Source organism: Mucilaginibacter endophyticus, assembly GCF_003351025.1.
Taxonomy (GTDB): domain Bacteria; phylum Bacteroidota; class Bacteroidia; order Sphingobacteriales; family Sphingobacteriaceae; genus Mucilaginibacter; species Mucilaginibacter endophyticus.
In genome coordinates, this window is the sequence record NZ_QPCG01000003.1 from 165146 (window position 1) to 186770 (window position 21625).

Below are 21625 nucleotides of genomic sequence, written 5' to 3' on the forward strand. Positions count from 1 at the left end.
AACCAACGGAAGCAAAACTGCAAGATCTTGACTTTAGCCCAATTAAACAAGCGGACTTGGGCTAAAGCCCTCTTATAACCACTCATCACTCCGTTGGTTAAAACCAACGGCAATGAAGTTTTATTTGCCAGCGAATAGCGTTTACCGATTTTAACCAGCTTCTCAGTATCAAAAAAATTTGACTTAGGACTAAGAACTTAAAGCTCCCGACTCAGAAATTTCGACTCAAACAATGCCCAACTGAACTCGCAATATGTCCGGTTGGGCTTTTTTATGCTGTTTTGCCAGTCATTTCGAGGCTAATTTTGATATAAATTAAAAATCGAGAGATATGAAAACGCTAAAAATTTTAAGCTTTTGTGTTGGTGCTGTAGCACTGGCGCTTGCTACCGCCGCATATGCCGCCCGTAAAATAGATTCTGTTAAAACTGTAAGCCCCGCTGCTCCGGGTAAAGGTTTTGCTTTGGTTGAATTGTTTACTTCAGAGGGATGTTCAAGCTGTCCGCCGGCAGATGAGCTACTGGCCCGGATCCAAAAAGAAACTCAGGATAAGCCTGTTTACATACTGGCCTATCATGTTGACTACTGGAATAGCCTTGGCTGGAAAGATGTATTCAGTAATGCCATGTTTTCAAAACGTCAGCGGGAATATAGCGCTTATTTAAACGCGCAGGTTTATACACCGCAGGTTGTTGTAAACGGTAAAACCGAATTGGTAGGTTCAGATGAGCCCGTACTTCGCGCCGCTATTTCCAGCGCGTTAACCACTGCCCAAACTGCTCAAATTATTTTAAAAGCGCAACAAACCGGCGATAAGCTTGCTGTAAATTATGAGCTTTCCGGCAATACCGATAACCAACAGTTACTGATAGCTATCGTGCAAAAATCGGCAATTAGTAAGGTTGCCAAAGGCGAAAACGAAGGCCGAACTTTATCGCACGCCCAAATAGTACGCGACCTGAAAACAGTTGCCTTAAACCAGGCAAAAAAAGGTGAAACCACCATTAGCCTGCCTAAAGATTTTAATCAGCAAGGTTGGGAAGTGGTAGGCTTTATACAAAACAAAGCCAACGGCGAGATTTTAGCCGCCACTAAAGCAACCCTGACAAACAACGCTGTAGCTAAAATATAATAACATAAATTTTAACATCATGAGCAAGTTGAAACAAGGCCGGTTACTAATGGGCTTCCTGTCACTGTTCTCACTATCATTTCTAACAAGGGCGCCGTTCGAGCGCAACCCTCAGGATTGTGAATTGATCTGCGTTCCGGAAAAGAGAAAAAAACCGGCAGAAAATAATTAAATCTAATATCAACAGCATCGGCCCTTTTACGGGGCCGGTGCTGTTTTAAACAAATACCATCATGAAAACATTACTGTTAATTGCCATCACAACATTTTTAAGTATTGGTGCTTACGCACAGGCCAATGAATTAAACTGCACCGAACAGGCGTTTACCTTTAAAATAAACCTGCCGGCCGGCGGGCATAACTATTCATCTAAAATTGGCCGCTTTGCCCCTGCTCAGCAATCATCTGATTTCAGGATGCCAGGTGCTTATACCAGTAAGCCAAACCAACCGGAAACTCCCCTTCCCTTCAGCCTCGCGAAAAAACCTGGTGCTTCCATTGATTATTCTCCGGCAGATACGATCATGCTTAAAAAGATGACATTTCTATATCCTAAAATAAACAATGTAACGGGTAAATTTACCTACACAGCCTACGATCATTTTAAGCTATTACCAATGCCTGTCTTAAACGCTTTAACTCCGCTTTTAAACTAATCATCATATAAGATAAAAAACCAAACCAATGAAACTCAACTATTACGGTCACTCATGCTTCTCGGTGGTTGCCGGGGGTAAACACATTTTGTTTGATCCCTTTATTACGGGCAACGAACTGGCTAAAGACATCAACATTGATGAAATTAAAGCCGATTACATCTTTGTATCGCACGGTCATTATGATCATATTTTAGATGTAGTAACCATAGCCAATAATACTGGTGCCATGGTTGTTGGCATTTATGAGGTGTATGATTATATCAGTAAAAAGGGCGTTAAAAATGTGCATCCTTTAAACCCAGGTGGTAAGGTGACCTTTGATTTTGGTACCGCAAAATCCTTCATTGCCCAGCATTCGGCCAGCTTTCCAGATGGCACTTATGCCGGCGTAGCTTGTGGTTATGCTTTAAAAACCGATGACGGTAATCTCTATTACAGCGGCGATACCGGCCTTACCCTGGATATGGAATTGGTGGCTAAATGGGTGGATCTTGATTTCGCGGTTTTCCCGATTGGAGATGTACTAACGATGGGTGTCGATGATGCCATCGAAGCGGCAAAACTTGTTAAGGCCGATAAGGTTTTAGGCGTTCATTACGATACCTTCGGCTTTATTAAAATAGATAAAGACGAAGCGGTAAAAGAGTTTGAGCAAGCAGGCATAAAGCTTTTTTTGCCGGCCATCGGTGAAAGCATAGAAATTTAAATCTACGATTTTCCATATACAAAAAATGCCGGCCTCGATTATGGAGGCCAGCATTTTTTATAACTCCCCCTTCAGAGGGCCGGGGGGCGAGGCTTACACCAGGTTGATTTCAACGTTGATGTTACCGTAAGTTAATTTAGAATATGGACAGGTCCTGTGTGCTTCTTCTACCAATGCTTTGGCTACTTCCACATCCAGGCCTGGCAAGCTTACATTTAAACGGGCTTGTAAAAAGTAAGCGCCAGTAGTAATACCCAAATCCACTTCGGCATCAATAGCCAGTTCGGCAGGGAGTTCGATCCTTTTTTTAGCGGCTGCCAAACCGATAGCACCTTCAAAACATGCTGACCAGCCGGCCGCGAATAATTGTTCTGGGTTGGTACCTGGTTTTGGAGTTCCGGGAGTTGAATGTTTAATATCCAATTGGCCATCAGTACTAACAGATGAGCCGCCGTCGCGACCGCCAACGGTGTGTACCTTACCGGTATATAATACTTTATCTATTTTATTAGCTGAGATATCTTCGATAACCTTGATCTTATTGATAGCTGATTCTTGAATAGTTTCCATTGTGTTATTTATTTAAATAGTTTTTGTTTTTTGTATGCTCAAAGATACCCTGATATCGGCCCGACTCCTATCAGTAACTATGCGAGCCGGACATTCCATATCACGAACCGGACATTCTTTAAGCCGAAAATTAAATCGATAAAAAGCACTGTTGAAACCTTTAATTACAATCGATAACGAATAAAGAAAATGGCCTATGCTTTACGCATAATTATTCTAAATAAATTTGGATACTATGTTTATAAACAGCATTTTTAAATAACCTTTTATTTAAACACCACCCTGCTCCCTTCACTGTGCGCATTAAATTCCGGCGCGTACATACATTGAATACTGGTGATACCGGTTGAAAAGCTACCCGGTTGTGCTACCCGCAATTCGTATTCAAACACATAGCTGCCTTTGTTTAAATTACTGATAAAAAAGTTGGTCTCTACATCTTTAGTCACCTGGTAGTATGATAAACCATCCTGGTATTTATACTCAGACAAAGCGGATACGGGCTCAGTACCTGCCGGACGAAGATCTTTCAATTGCACATATTCATAATCACGACCGGCTTTTAAATACACCACCACTTTAAGCAGATCGCCGGTTTTAGGTTGATGTGTTCCATCGACAGCCTGTAACACAGGTCCTGAATCTGTTTGTTTTTTTATAAAGTATTTACGTTCAAGATGAATATCTGTTTGCGAGGGCGTGATCTTATCCATCTGCTCTAAATACTGCCAGTACATTGCCCCGTAGCTGATGGACTTTCCGTTGTTTTTGATTTGCACCTTGCCTAACGATGGCTTTACCTGTTCGTCAACCCAATTGGTTTTAATGTAGCCTGTGCCTGCATCCGCTTTAGCATCTGGCTTCAGTTCGGTAACAGGCTTATTATCCAGTTTAATTTCAGATGCAGCACCATCTTTTAGCCAGTCTTCTTGTTTTAGTAGCAAGGCATATACAGCGGCAGCTGTTGCTTTGGTGGTTTTCCAGCTATTGGTTTGTTTATTGCGCATCAGCCAGATCTTCATTTCCTCAACAGCTTTGGCATTATTGCCAGCCTCTGTGAACAGCTCTATCATTAAACTCTGCGTTTCAATTGGCGACTGGTACCAGTAATACCCCAGGATGTTTTTGCCCCAGTACATGCCCATTTCGTCCGAAGTTTGTGCCGTTTCCGTCAACGATTTAATGATAGCCTTTGTCACCAATGGCTTGCCGTTGCGCAACATAGTAAGGGCTATCATTCCTTGTTCATAAATACTTCGCCTTACCCATTGATCTTCGGCGCGTTTCAAATAATTATTGAAGATGGACTTTAATGCCGGTTCCATGGGCTTATCAGTGTAGTAACTCCGCACATACCAGGCATGAGCTTCATCATAGCCAAGGCCTCTTGTTTGATAATTCTTTTGTTTCTTCTCTTCTTTATCCACCTTTATCAACTCTGCATCCATATAGGCAAGTGCCTTATCAGCAATCTCTTTTAAGGTTTGGTTATCGGCCGTAGCTACCTTGAGATGGTAGAGTTGTCCTATCCCCTCCAAAACGTGCCTGGTGATAAAATCATCAGCATAAGTACCACCAAACCAGGGGAAGGCTCCGTTTGTCAATTGCTTTTGTTTCAGCTTATCAAGATTGGCCTTCATTTCGTAGCTCATCTTATTCAGGTCGAAAAGCTGGGCTATCCTTTTCTTCTGTTCAGATTCGGTAAGGGCATCCTGCAGCCATGGTGTTTCTTCAAGCAGCGTTGTTTTCAATTCCTGGTTTTTTTCCAAATTGGAGAGCAGTTCTTTACTATCGCTACCTTTCCATTGATCAAATACCTGTTTTATGAGTGGCATTCTGCCAATCAAATCTGTAGATAAACTATTAGCATAATAACGGCTAAACAATTGCTCCGAACACTCATACGGAAACTCCATCATGTACGGAATGGCCTGTACTGCATACCAGGCAGGGTTTTGACTGTACTCCAGCGTAAGGGTTTTACTTTTCAGGGTAGTACTGCTGTTATTGATCAGTTTATCAAAGTTGAAGTTTTTGCTTTGACCAGCCCTAACCATCATTGGCATACTTTCGGTAACCAGCATACGGTTTGGTAATACCGGGATGGTATTTTCCTCCCCATCGCTGTATTTACCAGCATCAGCGGTTAAGCGATAGCTAAGCGCATCAAGCCCCGGCGGGATCACCAGTTTAAAAGAAACCGCTTTAGTTGCCGAAGCACCGATCTCAAATTTTTGCTGCGCTTCCTCGCTGTTAACAAATAATGATACGGGCTGCATATTAATACCATTAAACAGTTTCAGTTCCACCTTTCCCCTCAATGGATCTGTTTCTAAATTAGCTAAACGCGCGGATACAGTTACGGTATCACCCTCACGTAAAAAGCGAGGCATATTGGCGTTTATGCTCAATTGTTTTTGCGTTACTACTTCCGCCTCGGTATAACCAAGCTGTAGTTGTTTATTATGTGCAAAAGCCCTGAACTTCCATTTGGTAAGCGCTTCCGGCATAGTGAACTCAATCAATACCTGCCCTTTTTCATCTGTGCGAAGCTGCGGGTAAAAGAAAGCGGTTTCATTAAAGTTTTTGCGGATGGTAACTCGTTTTAGGGTGCCATAACCCACAGATATTAATTCCTTATCATATTTCAGAACCGATTTATACTGAACTTCACGCATTGGCGCATTGGCAAAATACCCCTGAGAACTATATCTATTAACCACCTGTACTCCGGGGGCTTTCCGTAACACCATATCTGTAGCGCTATAGTCTTCAGCTCCTTTAACATCACTATTCCCCACTGGTTCATCTATCCTTATTTCCTCGTTTGGCGCACCCATCTCTGATTTCACACCGGGATCGGCAATACTGAAATAATCTTTTCCGTTAACTCTTATACGCGTCAAGCCGTTAGAACTCATCTGTACATATCCGTTTACGGGCGGGTTCATATACTTATCAACCAGGTACCTGCTGCTAAATATTAATGTAGCGTTTCGTGGTACTTTGATCTTGTAAAACCCTAATGAGTTTGATTGGGTACTAACACCGGTACCTTTAATTGTGATCTTAACGCCGGATAAAGGCGAGCTGCTCTCATTTACAACCCTCCCGCTTATCACTAAACCACTTTTTATAAGCGCTGCATTTTTGAGATACAAAGCCTCGATCTGCTTGTCTTTAGCCAACCCTTTTTTGTAATTCTGTACCGATTGGATGTAACTATCGTAATCATAGTTATACCCTCCAAAATAATTGTAATTGCCCCAATTCAGGATTTCATAATCATAGCTTGTTAAAAGCGGAAAGCCGTAGGACTGAGAATAATTAATAGCCGAGGTACCAACAGCCGTTACAAACTGAGTATAATTTTGCCAGCTGAAATAATAAGGATCATTGCCGCCATAGGTTGGCAATTGTTTATCCCAGGTTTGAGGTAAAGCTACATCATCAAGCGAGGCATCATACATGCCGGCCAGTAATTCGGCCTGTTCTTTTTCTTTACCGGGGGCAGAAACCTGTATTTTCCATTGTTCTTTTTCGCCGGGCTGCAGCTTATTTCTGAAAGTAAGCAAACGGATCTTTAATGCCGAAGTGGTATCTTGTACTTTGATCCGCTTATAACTGCTATATAAACGATTATCGCTCAGCATTAAAAACTGCACCGCAAAGTTATTTTTAGCAGTTGCGGGCACCACTATTTTTATACTCCGCTGATGATCGCCATCAACAGTAAGCCATTGGGCCGAAAGCATTTTAGCCCCTTCGTATTTCTCAACAAGGATGTGACTTTCCCTACTTACGCCAAGCCAAAATTCAGCTGTTTCACCAGCTTTTTTTACTTCATCATTAATGGTAGTTGCCCAGCTATCCATATCGGGCGCTTTACCTGCATCAGTGTGAACTTTTATGTAATAAGCTTGCGATGTGGTATCACCTTTACTGTTACGGGCATTGATAATTAGTTTATAAACCCCGGTTGGTTGTTGTTTTAACGCTGCCAGATCAAACTGACCGTTTGTAGTATCGGTAACTTTTACATCAGTTTCAATAACTGTTTTATCTACCTGCCAGGTATTTTTTTGGTCTTCATTTTTATACGCATAACCTGTAAACAGCCTTTTAAATTCATTGGCGTCCATCAGGTATTGGTCTGGTGCTTCCCATAGCCGTTTTTTAAATACGCCGTCCGGTTGGTTTAGCGAATAAACCTTTACATTTAGCACGCCATTTTGCGGTTGCCCATTTATGTTGCTAAACTTTACAGGTATAGTGGTTTTATCTTTAGCCGATAGCTGTTCAGGCACCGATAGATCCAGATCAAGTACATTATTGCTTACCTTGATAGCTGCAGTTGCCGATTGTGTTTCGCCACTACCGTCGGTTACATCGGCAGTTACGTTGTAATTATACATATCCGGTAATTTTCCATTACCCGGTAAAGCTTTAAAAGCAAGCTGGAATTCACCATTGGCATTTGTTTTTATAGTGTCTGAGGCTATTTCGGCCTCCGCTCCATTAATAATGCCTGGATATTTAGTCATTCTTAAGTAATAGGGACGAAAGGCCACTGTGCGCTTAACGTGATAAGCTACACTTGCCCCCGAAAGGCCATAACCAGAAAACGCGGTAACTTTTCCGGAAATGTGAACAGAATCATTAAACCGATATGTTTCCTTAACCGGCGAAAACGTTACCTGGAAGGTAGGGCGCTTATATTCCTCAATGCGGATCAAGGCCGATCCATGATCTGTAGACACGAACATCATTCCGCCTAATGTTTGCTGAGGTATAATAAATGAGCCTGCTACGGTGCCATATTCGTTGGTTTTAAGATTAAGGCTGCCTTGCTTTTGCCTGTTGGCATCAAACAAGTTAACAATAATCTGTTCGTTGGCCACTATGCTGCTTTTGTTATTCAAAGTACTTATCTGCAGGCCTTTAAAATAAATCGTTTGCCCGGGGCGATAGATTTGCCTGTCGGTAAATAAAATGGTGTGCTCAATAGGCTTGACAGCAGGTTCTGAGGTCTCAATTGCACCACTAAGATAATTTTGCTTTAGGGTAAGATTATCTCCTGTTGTTGATAGGTCTGCATTAAAATGATCACCCCGGCAAGAGAAAGTGAATACCCCATCGGCATCCGAAACACCATTACTAATAGGGTTCCGTACCGTTTTTCCTTTGTCATCATAGGTATTGTACACGTTAATTTTAACCCCTTTTAATGGTTTTCCATTATCCCGGTCAAGCACCCTGATCTCCTTTAGCCCGTCTGGCCGTACCCTGGTCACATAGGCTAAACCGCTTACCTTAAACATGGCAAATCCTGTAAGCAACGATTTATTTGATGAAGGATCATCAATTTCAATAATATAATTGCCGGGCTGCAGCGGAGCTATTTTAAATTCAGCCCGGTGACTTTTATAATCGTGAACATCAGGTAGAGAAAGGTTGCCTGTTTCAACAGGATTTAACTTGCTTACAAAATCGGATACCTTTTTGGTCATTGATAGATCTTCATTATCGTTCTGCTTATTGCCTTTTTTCAGCTGATCTATTTGCGCGTTGGTAATACCGTATATTGCAAACTTTGCCTGTTTAACATTAGTATATTGTAAACTGGCCAGCAGCGGTTTCCCGGGCGCGTACACTTCCTCAACCTGGGCCGATAAGGCCGGTCGTTCTAATTCATGAATGTACACAACGGCGTTTTTACCGCTCATACTGTCAGGGAACAGTTCTTTAGCTTTTTCATAATAGCGGTGCGCCGTTACCAAATCACCGGTTTCGGAGTAGTAATTCCCAATAAGCACCAAAGCGTTGGCACTTATTGGCTTAGCTACATAATAACTTGCTATCTTTTTTACCCCCGACAGATATAATGAGTCCGCATTGCTTATGGTTGATTTATCATGTAAAAACTTCAGACGCTGCAGTTCAAGATCAACCAACGCTTCCTCATTATTCTTGCGCAAATGAAAGGCTGTTGCCTGTTGAAGCAACTTAATACCCTGGTACCATGTCGAAGCGGTATCCACGGTTTTGATATTCAGCTTTACAAATGAGCCTGCATCGCCAAAAAAAGCAGGGTTATTTAAAGAGAAAGCCATTTTAGGTTTGATGACTTCCGGTTCATCAACTAAAAAAAACTCAAACGCGCGTTGTGCCAACAGATCATAAAGCGTAGGCCGCAGATAACGGATGCTTTTATCGCCTTTTAAAACTCCATCGAGCACGCCAATTGGGGTTGTCTGCAGTTCTTTGGCATAGGCAAGCGAAAGCTGATATTGCCTCGCCGTTTCAGAAATGATGGTTTGAAGATCCCACTGCGTATAATCATCAGTATGCTTTTCCAACCGGCTCCGCTGACTATAACTATAACGATTGTCCTGGTAATAATTCCAGTACATTTCTGCCAGCATTGATTGTAATACAGGCTTTACCGGATATCTTGCTTTATCAATATCAGTTTTTAACCTGCCAATAATGGCAACCAATGCATCCTCTTCAATGTATGACTGAAACTTCATCCGGTAAATTACCGCATGTACCTGCTGCGGGGCGTTTTTTTCATCATAAGCCAGTTTATCAAGCTTATCAACTTCTTTCAGGGCCGATTTAGGTAAACCAATGGCTGCCAGCGAATCAATCCTAAAGCTAAGCGCGTCATATTTATTTTGTGCTGATACCGGATTAACTGAAATAATTAAGCTTAAAACAAGCAGACAGGCGAGGGTTTTGGCAAGTTGTGGTAACATGCGGGATAATGGCTTTGGTTGATGTTTAAACGACGAACCAAGATATAAAATATCCATAGGTAAAATTTTAACGTTTTTTAACGGTTGATCAATCACTCCACCTTAAGATGCAATCACAAACCTTTTTCCATAAATACATTTTTACCACTCATACCCAGCCAATTGAAACAGTAATATTACTTTGTAAATTAATTTAAAAAGTTAATTTTAGTTATGCTTACCACCAATTATAAACCAGTTAAAACCCTGCTGCTCACAGCACTTATTGCCTTGCAAGGCTTGCAAAGCAATGCCCAAACCAAACCGGGCACAACCGAAATAACCAAATGGCAATACGGCAAAACCGGAGCTGTTTCCCTTACTTATGATGACGGCTCCATGAACCAGTTCAGAAAAGCCCTGCCGGTAATGGAACGCCTTAAAATGCCTGCCACATTTTTCATTATCACAGGCTCCATTCCCGGATCCAAATACCATGGGAAATTTATAGGCCGACCGGTAAAGGATATCATTAAAGAATCGGCAACGGTGCCTACCAATGACCAGAACTTTTTTGAGCGATGCTCTGCTGCCGGATATCTGGGTTACATGGGTACCATCGCCTCACATACACAGGCCGGAAGTTTATACGATAGCGGTAAAAAGGAAAAAGCTTTTAAGGTATTGGATGATATTTATGCCAAAGCCCGCAACGGCGAATTGAAACCAGGTTATGAACCTAACGATGAGTTCAAACAATCCATCGGTTCAACCTGGGACGATTTCAGGAAAGACGCTGCCGAAGGCTATGAGTTTGCCAGTCACTCCATCACCCACCCCAGCATGCCCGGTCTTGACGAGCCCAACCTGCTTTGGGAGCTGGAAAAAAGCAAGGCCGATATCCTGGCACAGCTTGGCCCTAAACATACCTTTTCGGCAGAGTGCCCCTACGGTTTTGAAAACGACCGGGTGATGAGCTACGCGCTCAAAATTTACCCTGCCCTACGTAACCGCATGCCCGAGCCATGGCTAAAGGAAATAGACCGCGCCAGTAAACAATCACCCGGCTCAACCGATAAAGATTATATTCAATGGCAGCGTGGCGCTACCACCAAAACGCCACTGCCCATGATGAAGCTTTGGGTTGATACCACACTTAACCATAGCAATACCTGGCTGGTACTGGTATTTCACGGCATTGACGGCATGGGTTACGAAGCCCTGCCAAGCACCTTGCTTGATGAATATTTTCAATACATCAAAAGCAAAAACGATAAGCTTTGGATAGCAACTTTCGGCGATGTAACCAGATACATCCGCGAGCGCGAACACGGTAAAGCAGTAGCTTCGACGGTGGGTAACAGTATTCGGGTTAAGGTGAGCCATGATCTGGACGACAAAATGTACTATCTGCCGATAACACTTAAAACTTATGTGTCATCCAAATGGACAAACGCGACCGTTACTCAAGGCTCAAAAAGTAAAAAAATCAGTACAGCCAAAGATGAACAAGGCACCTATGTACTGTATCAGGCTCAACCCAATGCAGGTGTGGTTACGCTGAAGAAGGGATAATTATATTAGAAATTATTTTATGTTGAAGCAGGTTTCTGTAAAACGGCCTGCTTCAACATGAAATAATATTGTTTTTAATTCAGCTGCAAAGTTTGCGGGCCGAACTCTTCAAAATGGATCAGTTGTTTATCGATGCCTTTTTTAACAAGTTCGCGGTAATGCAGTTCAATAAACCCGGCCGGGCCGCAAATGTAATATTCGGTGTTGGGTTCAAATATCTCGTCGCTTAATTGATTAAGATCCACCCATCCGGAGTATAAGTCATCAGCAACTCCTTCTTCAACTTCGCTGTAGAAAATGTGTTTTTTAACTTCCTCGTTTTTGCCTTCCCAATGCTCAATAACTTCTTTAAAGGCATGCACATTTTTATCGCGGCAACCATGGATCCAGGTTTTTGGCCGTTTACTGCCACTTTTGATCAGGCTTTCCAGCATGCTCATCAATGGGGTTTGGCCAACGCCGCCACTTATAAAAACTATCGGATGATCGCCATCGCCATTTAGCACAAAGCCGCCTGCCGGTGCCGATACCTCTATGATATCGCCCTCATTAACAAAATTATGCAAACGGTTACTGATCATGCCATCGGCAAGCAGTTCGGTGCCGGCCTCACGTTTTACCGAAATGCGGTAATATTCGCCGTTGGGTGCACTCGAAATACTGTACTGGCGTGGTTGCAACAAATTAAGCTCGGGCAAAAACAAACGCACACTTAAAAACTGACCAGGAGTAAAATCCGGAACCGCGCCACCGTGAGTAGGATACAGATAAAAAGAAGTGATCTCGGCCGACTCTTTTATTTTTTGCTTTACCACAAATGGCCTCCAGCCGGTCCAACCGCCTTTTTTTGCTACTTGTTTGCTATAAAGGTTTTGCTCATGTCCCGACATAATGGCCGCCAGCTGATTATAGGCGACAGTCCATGCCTCCAATAGTTCCGGAGTGGCCGCATCACCCAATACTTCGCTAATAGACGCAATCAGATGACCACCAACAATAGCATAGTGCTCGGGCCTGATATCAAGACTGGTATGTTTTTGACCAATACCATCAAGCACAGGCATTAATACACCCGGATTTTCGATATGCTCGGCGTAGGCCAATACGGCCATGGCAAGGGCAGTTTGTTGTTTGCTGTTTTGTTGGTTACCCATGTTAAATACATTTTTAAGCTCGGGATTATGGGTAAACATCCGGTTGTAAAAATGCGTAGTTAACAATACGCCATGCTCCTTCAATACAGGCACTGTGGCCTTAACCAACTCTTTTTGTTCTTTAGTAATCATCGTTTTAACAGTATATATTTATCATTAATTGCCGCGCCTGTTAGCCTTGTATTAAAAGGCAAATACTATCCTCAAGGGCCAGCAGGCTGTGCGGCACGTTTACAGGTATTTCAAAATCAGCGTCGCGTTTCAAATCAACGGTGCGTTCATGCTCGTTGTAGGTTACATGACCTTCTGTAATTATGAGCCTGGCCGGTACTGCGGTTTTGTGTTCCTTCAAAACAGAACCTTTTTTCAGGCCGATGACCATCATTTTATAGTTACCGCTTTGCTTTAATATTTTAGCCACAGGCCCTTTGGCTAATGGCATCTGCTCCCGCACTTGTTCAATTATCATGTTAGTTAATGTTAGTAGTATCAGGCTCGAAGTATCTGATCTGCGCGCCGTTGGCCAGTACAATCCAGGCCTTAAAATCATCTATTATTTTAAGCATGTGCTGCTCATTGGCCGGTATCAGGAAGGTTTCGCCTTTGCTGAGCTCATAGGTTTCGCCCGCGTAAATGAGCAGGGCATTTCCGTCTTCCACAATCAAATAAGCATCAGATGTAGCTATATGCCTTTTCATGTTTGCGCCGGCGGTTAGCTCAATTTTAACCACCTGGAAGTGTTCATTTGTTTGAAGCTGTTTCATAATTTGATTTTTAATATCCCAAAGATTGGCTACATGATCACACGGCCGGGCCCGCCTTTCATATTGGCCAGCTTACTCATGAACATCACCGCCATTATGCCAGCCCTGTTTTTAGCGTCATCGGCCATGGGGCCTGCGAAGTACGCGTCGATGGTTTCGATAAACAATTCCAGCCAGCGGTCAAAATGAGCATTACCTATAGGCAGCGGCGCATGCCTGGCAAAGGGATTACCTTTAAACCCCGGAACACCAAATAAAGCGGCATTCCAGAAAGCGTACATTTTATCAAGGTGCGGCTGCCAATCGTCTTTAATCACTTCGGCAAAAACGGGCCCCAATAACCCGTCAAGCCGCACCCTGCTATAAAATTCATCAACCATTAACTTGATTGATGTTATGTCTTCTATGTCGTTCATTCGTTTTTGTTATTTCATTATTAAAAAGGATTGTCATTTCGAACGATAGTGAGAAATCTTATACGTCCTGCTTAGCAACTGTGCAAATTGGCTTTGCAAATCGTATAAGATTTCTCTTTCGCCGCCTATGCTCATTCCCACCACGCTCTATCTAAATCACATTTTTCACTAACCTTTCCCAGTGCGTTACCTCCGGCCCGGGCTATCCGCTCATACGCCTGCAGGCATTACGCTCATGGCCGGTATCCGCTGCTATCCCTAACGTGGGGGAGTGATCAGAGATTAGTTTACTGCTAAAACCTATCCGCCTAATCACTAATCTCCAAACCCTACAACTTCACGGCCAGCGATGTGATAATGAAATAACCCGTCCATGCCACAAATAGCACAATGCCTACAATTAGCCACCAGGGGATACTTTGCGGGGTTTCACTACCTTGCAACATAAAGGTTTTCTGATCGCCTTTGCCATAGGCATTGATCATCAAGGGCAATACCCCTTCTACGATCTCATCTTTCTTTAAACCTTCAATAGCTATCGCCGGACCGTTACGTACTACAAAAGGGATCAGCTTTATACCTTCTTTACCCTGATGGTCTTTACTTACTACTTTGAGTACATGGTTGCCGTCGGTCAGTTTGCGGGTGTCCAGATCAAAGGTTACCGGTGCCGGGAACTCTCCTATCGGCTTCAGGTCTTCATCAATAAACAGGGTTACAAAACTTTGATCTCTCATGGCTTCAGGTCGTTTAAAATCATCCGTTTAATGTGTTCTTCGTTCTTTTCGCCGGGCTTTATAAAACATTTGATGGTTGCCACCAGCACGTATAGTGTGATTATTACCATGACAAGTACAATAAGGTAATCCCAGTTACTATCCGGACCGGCGCCATGGGTTATCCCTCCGAAACCGGCGGGTTGTTGTTTCTTACAGGCATCGCAGGCCATAACATCCAGTTTAAGGATGAGCATAAGCAGCAGTATGATATATCTTTTCATGTTGAGGTTCTGATTAGTTTACTTTTTAGCAGCTATTGTTTCGAGTTTACCAAACGAGGCGATGATCTTTTTCACATCATCAACCGTCACTTGTTTAGAATTGTTACCCCAGTTGCTGCGTTCATGATTTACAATGGCAGCCACTTCTTCGGGCTTAAGATTGTTATTGGTGCCCACGGCAGGCATTACGCCATAACCTTCACTAACACGGCCATTATAGCCTTTCATGATAATGGTTACCTGCACTTCAGGATTATCATCCAACACTACCTTGCTGCCTTTCAGCGATGGAAAGGCACCCACCAATCCCTCGCCGTTTTCCTGGTGGCATGACTGGCAATTGCTTGCATAAAGTGCCGCGCCATCAAACTCCGGTTTAGCGGCAACGCCTTTACCCGGAGCGGCTGCGGCAGCCTTTTCAGCATCACTCTTGCCATACAGAAATATCGGTACAGGCTTACCATCGGGCAGGGTAATTTCTTTTAACGACCGCAGGTATGCTACCAGCGCCACGGCTTTATGCGTAGCCACTATTTTGCCTGTTATGCCTTTTTTAAAATCATCCGGTACATTCACTACCACGTCATTTGGCCAGGCATAATCCTTGATATCAAACAGCCACTCGTATGATGGCATAACCGATTCTGCCACTACCGACCTTGGGTTAAACAAATGCAGGTAATGCCAATCGTTACTTGGCTGGCGCACGCCTACGTTGGTTAAATCGGGCCCGGTACGTTCGGAGCCCATCAGGGTGGCTGTATTTCGCCATACATCCGTACGGGTTATGTTGGCATAATCGGCAGCTATGTTCGGGCGTTTGCCCCAAACTTTGTCCATATCCACATTACGCACCTGCTGGGTATGGCAGGCCACACATCCTTCGGCAATAAAAACAGCTTTGCCTTCGGTTTCAAGCGCGTTTAGCGGCTTACTACCCGGCAACGGGGCATTATTGTTCTGACTGGTGAATGCAGGCCCTATCGCCACAAAAAATGTGAGCAGCACAAAAAAGCATAACGCGGCAGTAAAAAGTTTTTTATGGTTGTTATAAATTTCCATGGCTATCAGATTTCGGCGTTAACGGGTACGTTCTTTAATTCATCAAAAACTTCTTTCCTGATATCGGGGTCACTTTTATGCCCCGAAAACATCACATAAATGTTCCAGGCAAACACCAGGTGCGATGCCCACATCAGCGAGCCACCAATGGCGCGCCACAGCCAGTAAGGGGCCATGAGCACCACGCTGTCAATAAATGGTTTTCCCTCGCGCCAGGACATGCCTTTCAGCGTGCCACCTACCATAAGCGGAATGGTGTAGAACAACAAGCCTATAAAAGCCATCCAGAAATGCGCGCCTACCAGGCCTTGTTTGGGCTCGTTACCCGTAAGCCTTGGTACTATGGTGTAGATGCTGGCCCAAAGGAAAAAGGCAATGATACCGTACATGGTAAGGTGCGAGTGAGCCGTAGTAAAATCTGTAAAGTGCCAGATGAGGTTAGTTTCCCGGAATGCTTCGGCCGTGCCCTGTGTTGAGCCGGTGAAGTAAAACAGAATTCCGACAATGTAAAACGGCAGGGTATAGCTCCGGCCTATCTTATTGAAATTGCCTCTGAAAGTCATGATAAAATTGGTAGTACCCGAAAATACCGGGATCAGCATTCCCATACTGCCTACTATAGCAACCGTTTGCAGCCACCAGGGTATGGAGCTGAAAATGAAGTGATGTGTACCTATCAGGGTATAAAACAAGATCTGCGACCAAAAGGCCAAAATCCCCAGGCTATAGGAGTAAATTGGCGTATTCAGTTGCTGCGGTAAAAAGTAATAAACTAATCCAAGGTTAAAGAACATAAACCACATGCCCACGGCCTGGTGCATATAATAGCCTTGAATAATGGTTTCACCAAGGCCGTTCTGGTAAAAGGGCAGATAGCCAACCGTTACTATCACTGTTAAAAACATCATGGCCGAAACGATGTACCAATTAGAGATATAAATTTCTTTGGTTTTACGCTGCGCTATGGTTTGGATATAATTGGCGAGGCTTACCACAATACCTGCAGCAAAAAGCGCCATCACCGGCCATATATATTCACGGTATTCGCCGCCACCATTGTTGACGCCCGCCATGAGCATGCCGCTGCCTAAAATAATGGCCGCATTCATGAGTATGAGCGAGTAATATCCCCGTTTTATGCTGTAAACCGCTGTATTACTTACCGTGCTCACCACATAGTAACCCAACCCCAGCATAGCCATTGACGACCATCCCCAGAAAACCATATTGGTATGTACCGGTCTTAGGCGGCCAAAGCTCAACCAACTGATATGATCGGCATCCGGCGATACGAACTTGATACCTAAGTACTCGCCAATTGTTGTACCCAGCACCAGCCACAGCGCGGCGCTGCCCAGGTACCACATAATCAGTTTTACCAATTTGGGATCTGTTTGGTGCTTATGCGCCGCTTTACGCTTGGAAGCAAAAAACCGCGGACCATGAACTTCATCAATATTGAGCAGGATACCTTTTGAATCTTCGGGCGCTATTGTTCCGGCAAGCTCATTATTGGTTAAACGGTAGTCAAGCGCGTGTTTACGTTTGATAATTTCATCATAAATAGCATCGTCATGATCAACGGCATCGGCCAGCTGGCGGGTTTCTTTTTTTACACGGCGATAGCGGGTTTTAGCCGCCAGGTTACGAATTTTCAAAGCCACCAGGAAAACGGTTACCACCAGCGGAATAAAGATCAGCGTAAGCATAATGATCATACCGGGGCTGGTTAATATGTTTTTATTTTCGCCTGGTGCCTGCGCATGTACAGCTAATGATGAAAGCACAAGCAGCAGCACCATAACAGCCGTAAAACCGTTGTTACCGCTTTTGGCTTTGCTGATAGCCTTTTTACGGCTGTTGCGGCGGCTTATCAGCTGATCAAGCTGACGGCTATCCAGTCTGTTTATCTGGCTGAATACCCATTTGTCTCCGTATTTTTCATAGATGGCTTCATCTTCTCTCAGACCACGTGCCAGGCGGATAAGCCAGAGTAGCAGTAATAACAAAAAGAAAATGGTAATTCCAATAAGGATGCAGGCACCGGTATTAAAGGCGGGATCGGGCTTCAATACATCGGCTGCATAGGTGGCCGCGCCGGGGATCAACAGCAGCATACCTATCAGGATAATGGTTAAGTAGATTTTGAGTTTCATATAAAATATATTAATACCTTTTTATCTTTTAAATTGATCGTTTTAATACATCTATAATTTTATTTGTTAAAAAAATTTAAATGATTTTGACCTCGCCTGTAACCTTTTGGGCGAGTTAGGTTATTTTTTTAATACTACTATTCCCAGGTTCAGATCTTCGTTGAACTGGCCTATGGTGATAGATTCAAGCATGTTTTGTAAACGGTTCCTTACGTCTAAAAAATCATGGTGCAAAGGGCAGGGATTTTTTGATGAACACTCCTTTAATCCTAAACCGCAATCTCTGAATATGCCCCCGCCATCAACCGCTTCTATAACATCTGATAGCGGGCGGGACAGATTTTGCGCATCAAGATAAAAACCGCCGTTAGGCCCTTTTACCGATTGAATGATGCCTCTTTTGCTCAGATCCTGAAGAATCTTGGCCAGGAAATGTTCGGGAGAATCAATATTTACAGCTATTTCCTTTATACCCACCCTACTGCCATCGGCGGTTTGCTGGGCTATAAAAAATACCGCCCTTACCGCATACTCACATGTTTTTGAAAATATTCCCATTGCTTTATAAAGCAAAAGTAGTTATTTCAATCAATAATAAAAGACATTTTTATCTTTTATTATTTCCTTACTTAAACATGACTGTTTAAGCCATCAATTTCACGGCCTCCTGCCCGGTAGTATTAAATTTACTTTGCTGACTAAGCGGCAGGCTAAAAGAGAACACAGCACCTCCGTTTTTTCCGTTCTCGGCCTTTACCGTACCGCCGTGTTTTTGAATAATGTTTTTCACAATATATAAACCCAGGCCTTTACTGTTTTTTTGCCTTACCGATTTTTGATTGCACTGATAAAATTTCTGGAACAGTACCTGGCCATTCTCTTCATTAATACCTACACCCTGATCGTGAATGGATACTTCAACATCGTTCTCATTACGATCGATATTGACGTTGATGTGCGAACATGGCGGCGAAAATTTAGCCGCGTTTGTTAAATAATTGATGAGTACCTGGGTAATCTTGTATTTATCCCCCCTGATAAAAATGCTGTCGGCTGTTGGGTATTTACAAAAACGATGACCGGGATACAGTATCTTCATTTCACCAAGTACGGTATCAACCAGATCATTAATATCAAACAAACTAAAATTGAGCTGTGCCGACCGATCATCACTGGTTGAGGGCGACAGGTACTCGTCAATCAGTTTTGTCATCCCATTAATATGCTGATCAACCATGTTCAGCAGCTTTACGGGTTGTTTATTGATATTGTGTGCAAGGTGATTGATCAGAAACTGAGTATTGAGTTTAATAATAGTTAAAGGTGCACGCAATTCGTGGTTTACAATGGCCATGCTCAGGCACTCTTCATTAACTTTTTGAGTTACATCTTCAATGGTGCCAATCATTTGTTCGGCGGTGCCCCACCTGCGTGAGTATAATACCCCCGAAAGCTGTACCCATTTTTCGGTACCGTATGGAGTTATAATTTGTATCTGCTTTTCAAACTTTGTTCCGTTAAAGCAGGCTACCTTAAACTCATGGATCAGCCCGCTCAATTGCCCGGGTTTTATCAATTCAAAAAGCTCATCAATATGTTCGTCATATCCTTTTGATAGTTCAAGGATTTTGCGCATCCGCGGGCAAAAGGATACCTTGTTTGATTTGAGTTGAATTTTCCAGTTGCCAACGTAAGCCCCTCCTATGGTTTGGTCAGGTATTACACCCGTCCGGTTTTCCATATTTTTGATTTCCCTGTTCATGTGGATATGTTTTTCTTATCTTTTATTTTATTACTGATAGACTTAACCTGATTACATTATTAAATTTTGACCACAACCGTAAAGACATTCCTTTAATGTACGAGCGGTAATCGCTCATCAATATCCCTTTCATATCGTAGTTAGTTAACCTGATAGCATACACCAAACTGCAGTTGTCATTTGCGTTAGATGCCCTGCGATGATAGGTTTCCAGTATCTCAAAATCATCGGGCGAGATCAGTTCATTATATTGCAGGCACCTGATGTGCTCATTTTCGATAATAAAATCGTGATTAAAGCCCCGCTCCTGCAGATCAATAATGAGATTTACCAATTGTTCATCCTCGTAGCGCATATCATCAATTAAATAGGTGAAGCTATCAGTTCATTTTCGACGGTATTATATATTGTACTGCTTTTGTAAAGCCATAAACGGCCTTGTAAAGTCATATAGAACAGTAGAAGCGACGCCTGCGCCACAACAAGCGATACAGGAATACCTGTTGTTACGTTGGCATTGTTGTTAAACAGTAGTAATGCCACATCGGCCAAAATAAAACCGATACTCATTTGCTTAAGCACAGGCTTATCGGGTACAAGCATAATGATTAGTAAAGCGAATTTTAAGGCGCAGATAGCGTACAATGCCACGATGAAAAGTTCGGTAGGAACTAAAGGTTCCATTATACCTGTACTAAGTTTAATAAACAAACCCGTTACCATAAACATGAGTACACTTACAAGGAAGGTTACCACGAAGCAAATAAACTTTTTCATAGGCGAACATTACAGGTTATCAAAAACAGTTTAACCAATGATTAATTATTAACTGTTGATTTAACAATGTAAAGTTCGTACTGGAGTTGTCCTAAATCAATGTATTAATTATGGTTTCAGTAGTATAAATTACATATAGCCTAAGGCAATTAAGTGTTGATATCACACACGATAATTTTAATTTTCCATGTTTCCGAATTTCTTTTCGCCCGGAAAAACAAAAGTGATCACTACGCCATTGTTATCTTCTATTTTTAAATTGCCGTCAAGCTGCTTACTCAGGGCTTTCATCATTTCCATTCCTAAAGATGAAGCCTCTTTAATATCAAAATCCTCCGGCAGGCCTATCCCATCGTCGGCTATATTAAGCATCATGTTATTATCATCAATTGTACCGAGAGAGATGTTTATAAACCCGCGCCTGTTTGGAAAAGCATACTTGACGGAATTAGTAATAGCTTCATTGAGCATAAGGCCAATGGGTATAGCCTGGGTAACGTCCATTTTTACGGGTTCTATCTGCTGCTCAAACCTGATACCGCGATCATGTGCGTTATAACTATCTGCAAGATAATTAACCAGTTCGTTGATATAAACCGCTACATCGATATACGCTACATTTGAACTACTGTATAGCTTTTGATGGATGAGCGCTATAGCCTGTACCCGATTCTGGCTTTCGCGGATGGCAGCAAGCGCCGCGTTATTCTTCAAAAATGCCGATTGTGTATTGAGCAGGCTCATCACTATTTGCAGGTTATTTTTAACCCGGTGATGCACTTCCTGTAATAACCAGTCCTTTTCGTCCAGCAACCGGTCGTTATCAGCAATTAAATGTTGTAATGCCTGATTTTGTACATTAATTTCATTCTGTTTCAGCTGCAACTGATTGTTGCTGAATTGCCTTTGCCTGTACCACATATAAGCAATGATCAAAATGATAATCATGGCAACAGTGCTTATAGTGGTAATATCCCACTTAATAACGTGCGGGGCACTGTTTACCCATAGCGCGTTGAGGTGTCCGGAATACTGCGCCGGAGAGTTTGTGGATATCAAAAGCAACAAACTTGTAAGTATCAGCTTACAATAAAACCGGGGCGAGCTTATATTGATATTCACTTGATATTATTTTTATGACCAGCCTAAACC

19 protein-coding genes are annotated in these 21625 nt (G+C 42.9%); 4 read left to right on the forward strand and 15 right to left on the reverse strand.

Going from position 1 to position 21625, the window contains the following annotated elements:
• The first annotated feature begins 331 nt into the window (after positions 1 to 331).
• The 3 genes from DUL71_RS14045 to DUL71_RS14055 all read left to right on the forward strand — a co-directional run bounded on the left by DUL71_RS14045 (position 332) and on the right by DUL71_RS14055 (position 2497).
• Positions 332 to 1132 (forward strand): DUF1223 domain-containing protein, encoded by an 801-nt coding sequence (locus DUL71_RS14045; RefSeq protein WP_114938712.1) that lies wholly within the window; start codon positions 332 to 334, stop codon positions 1130 to 1132.
• A 233-nt stretch (positions 1133 to 1365) separates the two neighbouring features.
• On the forward strand, positions 1366 to 1788 hold the full coding sequence (locus DUL71_RS14050; RefSeq protein WP_114938713.1) for a hypothetical protein: 423 nt from the start codon (positions 1366 to 1368) through the stop codon (positions 1786 to 1788).
• Positions 1789 to 1816: 28 nt separating this feature from the next.
• Complete coding sequence (locus DUL71_RS14055; RefSeq protein ID WP_114938714.1) at positions 1817 to 2497, forward strand: metal-dependent hydrolase; 681 nt, start codon at positions 1817 to 1819, stop codon at positions 2495 to 2497.
• 93 nt (positions 2498 to 2590) lie between these two features.
• Here DUL71_RS14055 and DUL71_RS14060 read toward each other — a convergent pair whose 3' ends face one another.
• Positions 2591 to 3067, reverse strand: coding sequence for an organic hydroperoxide resistance protein (locus tag DUL71_RS14060; protein WP_114938715.1), 477 nt, complete (start codon positions 3065 to 3067; stop codon positions 2591 to 2593).
• Between the two features lie 266 nt (positions 3068 to 3333).
• Positions 3334 to 9885: an alpha-2-macroglobulin family protein gene (locus DUL71_RS14065; protein ID WP_154402401.1), complete on the reverse strand. Its 6552-nt coding sequence runs from the start codon at positions 9883 to 9885 to the stop codon at positions 3334 to 3336.
• A gap of 156 nt (positions 9886 to 10041) precedes the next feature.
• Here DUL71_RS14065 and DUL71_RS14070 point away from each other — a divergent pair, with 156 nt between their 5' ends.
• Positions 10042 to 11382 (forward strand): polysaccharide deacetylase family protein, encoded by a 1341-nt coding sequence (locus tag DUL71_RS14070; RefSeq protein WP_114938717.1) that lies wholly within the window; start codon positions 10042 to 10044, stop codon positions 11380 to 11382.
• Between the two features lie 74 nt (positions 11383 to 11456).
• On the opposite strand, the gene hmpA is transcribed toward DUL71_RS14070, so the two are convergent.
• The 13 genes from hmpA to DUL71_RS14135 form a co-directional block, all read right to left on the reverse strand.
• On the reverse strand, positions 11457 to 12668 hold the full coding sequence (gene hmpA, locus DUL71_RS14075) for an NO-inducible flavohemoprotein (protein ID WP_244228753.1): 1212 nt from the start codon (positions 12666 to 12668) through the stop codon (positions 11457 to 11459).
• A 40-nt stretch (positions 12669 to 12708) separates the two neighbouring features.
• A complete protein-coding gene (locus DUL71_RS14080) occupies positions 12709 to 13005 on the reverse strand; it encodes a cupin domain-containing protein (RefSeq protein WP_114938718.1) in 297 nt (98 codons plus the stop codon).
• A 1-nt stretch (position 13006) separates the two neighbouring features.
• Positions 13007 to 13300 carry a cupin domain-containing protein gene (locus DUL71_RS14085; RefSeq protein WP_114938719.1) on the reverse strand — a complete coding sequence of 98 codons (294 nt, stop codon included), beginning with the start codon at positions 13298 to 13300 and terminating at the stop codon, positions 13007 to 13009.
• Positions 13301 to 13329: 29 nt separating this feature from the next.
• Positions 13330 to 13716, reverse strand: a complete 387-nt coding sequence (locus DUL71_RS14090) for a group III truncated hemoglobin (protein ID WP_114938720.1) — start codon at positions 13714 to 13716, stop codon at positions 13330 to 13332.
• A gap of 329 nt (positions 13717 to 14045) precedes the next feature.
• Positions 14046 to 14453, reverse strand: coding sequence for a cytochrome C (locus DUL71_RS14095; protein WP_114938721.1), 408 nt, complete (start codon positions 14451 to 14453; stop codon positions 14046 to 14048).
• Entirely contained in the window at positions 14450 to 14716 is a 267-nt protein-coding gene (locus DUL71_RS14100) for a hypothetical protein (protein ID WP_114938722.1), read from the reverse strand. The genes DUL71_RS14095 and DUL71_RS14100 overlap by 4 nt, the downstream gene beginning before the upstream one ends.
• A gap of 18 nt (positions 14717 to 14734) precedes the next feature.
• Positions 14735 to 15778, reverse strand: coding sequence for a cbb3-type cytochrome c oxidase subunit II (locus DUL71_RS14105; protein WP_114938723.1), 1044 nt, complete (start codon positions 15776 to 15778; stop codon positions 14735 to 14737).
• Between the two features lie 5 nt (positions 15779 to 15783).
• Positions 15784 to 17934: a cbb3-type cytochrome c oxidase subunit I gene (locus tag DUL71_RS14110; RefSeq protein WP_244228754.1), complete on the reverse strand. Its 2151-nt coding sequence runs from the start codon at positions 17932 to 17934 to the stop codon at positions 15784 to 15786.
• A 120-nt stretch (positions 17935 to 18054) separates the two neighbouring features.
• Positions 18055 to 18492, reverse strand: a complete 438-nt coding sequence (locus tag DUL71_RS14115; protein WP_190295304.1) for an RrF2 family transcriptional regulator — start codon at positions 18490 to 18492, stop codon at positions 18055 to 18057.
• 85 nt (positions 18493 to 18577) lie between these two features.
• Positions 18578 to 19696, reverse strand: a complete 1119-nt coding sequence (locus tag DUL71_RS14120; RefSeq protein WP_114938724.1) for a PAS domain-containing sensor histidine kinase — start codon at positions 19694 to 19696, stop codon at positions 18578 to 18580.
• A 22-nt stretch (positions 19697 to 19718) separates the two neighbouring features.
• Positions 19719 to 20051: a hypothetical protein gene (locus DUL71_RS14125; protein WP_114938725.1), complete on the reverse strand. Its 333-nt coding sequence runs from the start codon at positions 20049 to 20051 to the stop codon at positions 19719 to 19721.
• Positions 20052 to 20059: 8 nt separating this feature from the next.
• A complete protein-coding gene (locus tag DUL71_RS14130) occupies positions 20060 to 20473 on the reverse strand; it encodes a hypothetical protein (protein WP_114938726.1) in 414 nt (137 codons plus the stop codon).
• Between the two features lie 177 nt (positions 20474 to 20650).
• The gene (locus tag DUL71_RS14135) at positions 20651 to 21595 is read right to left on the reverse strand and encodes a sensor histidine kinase (RefSeq protein ID WP_154402402.1); all 945 of its coding nucleotides are present in this window, start codon (positions 21593 to 21595) and stop codon (positions 20651 to 20653) included.
• Between the last annotated feature and the right edge of the window lie 30 nt (positions 21596 to 21625).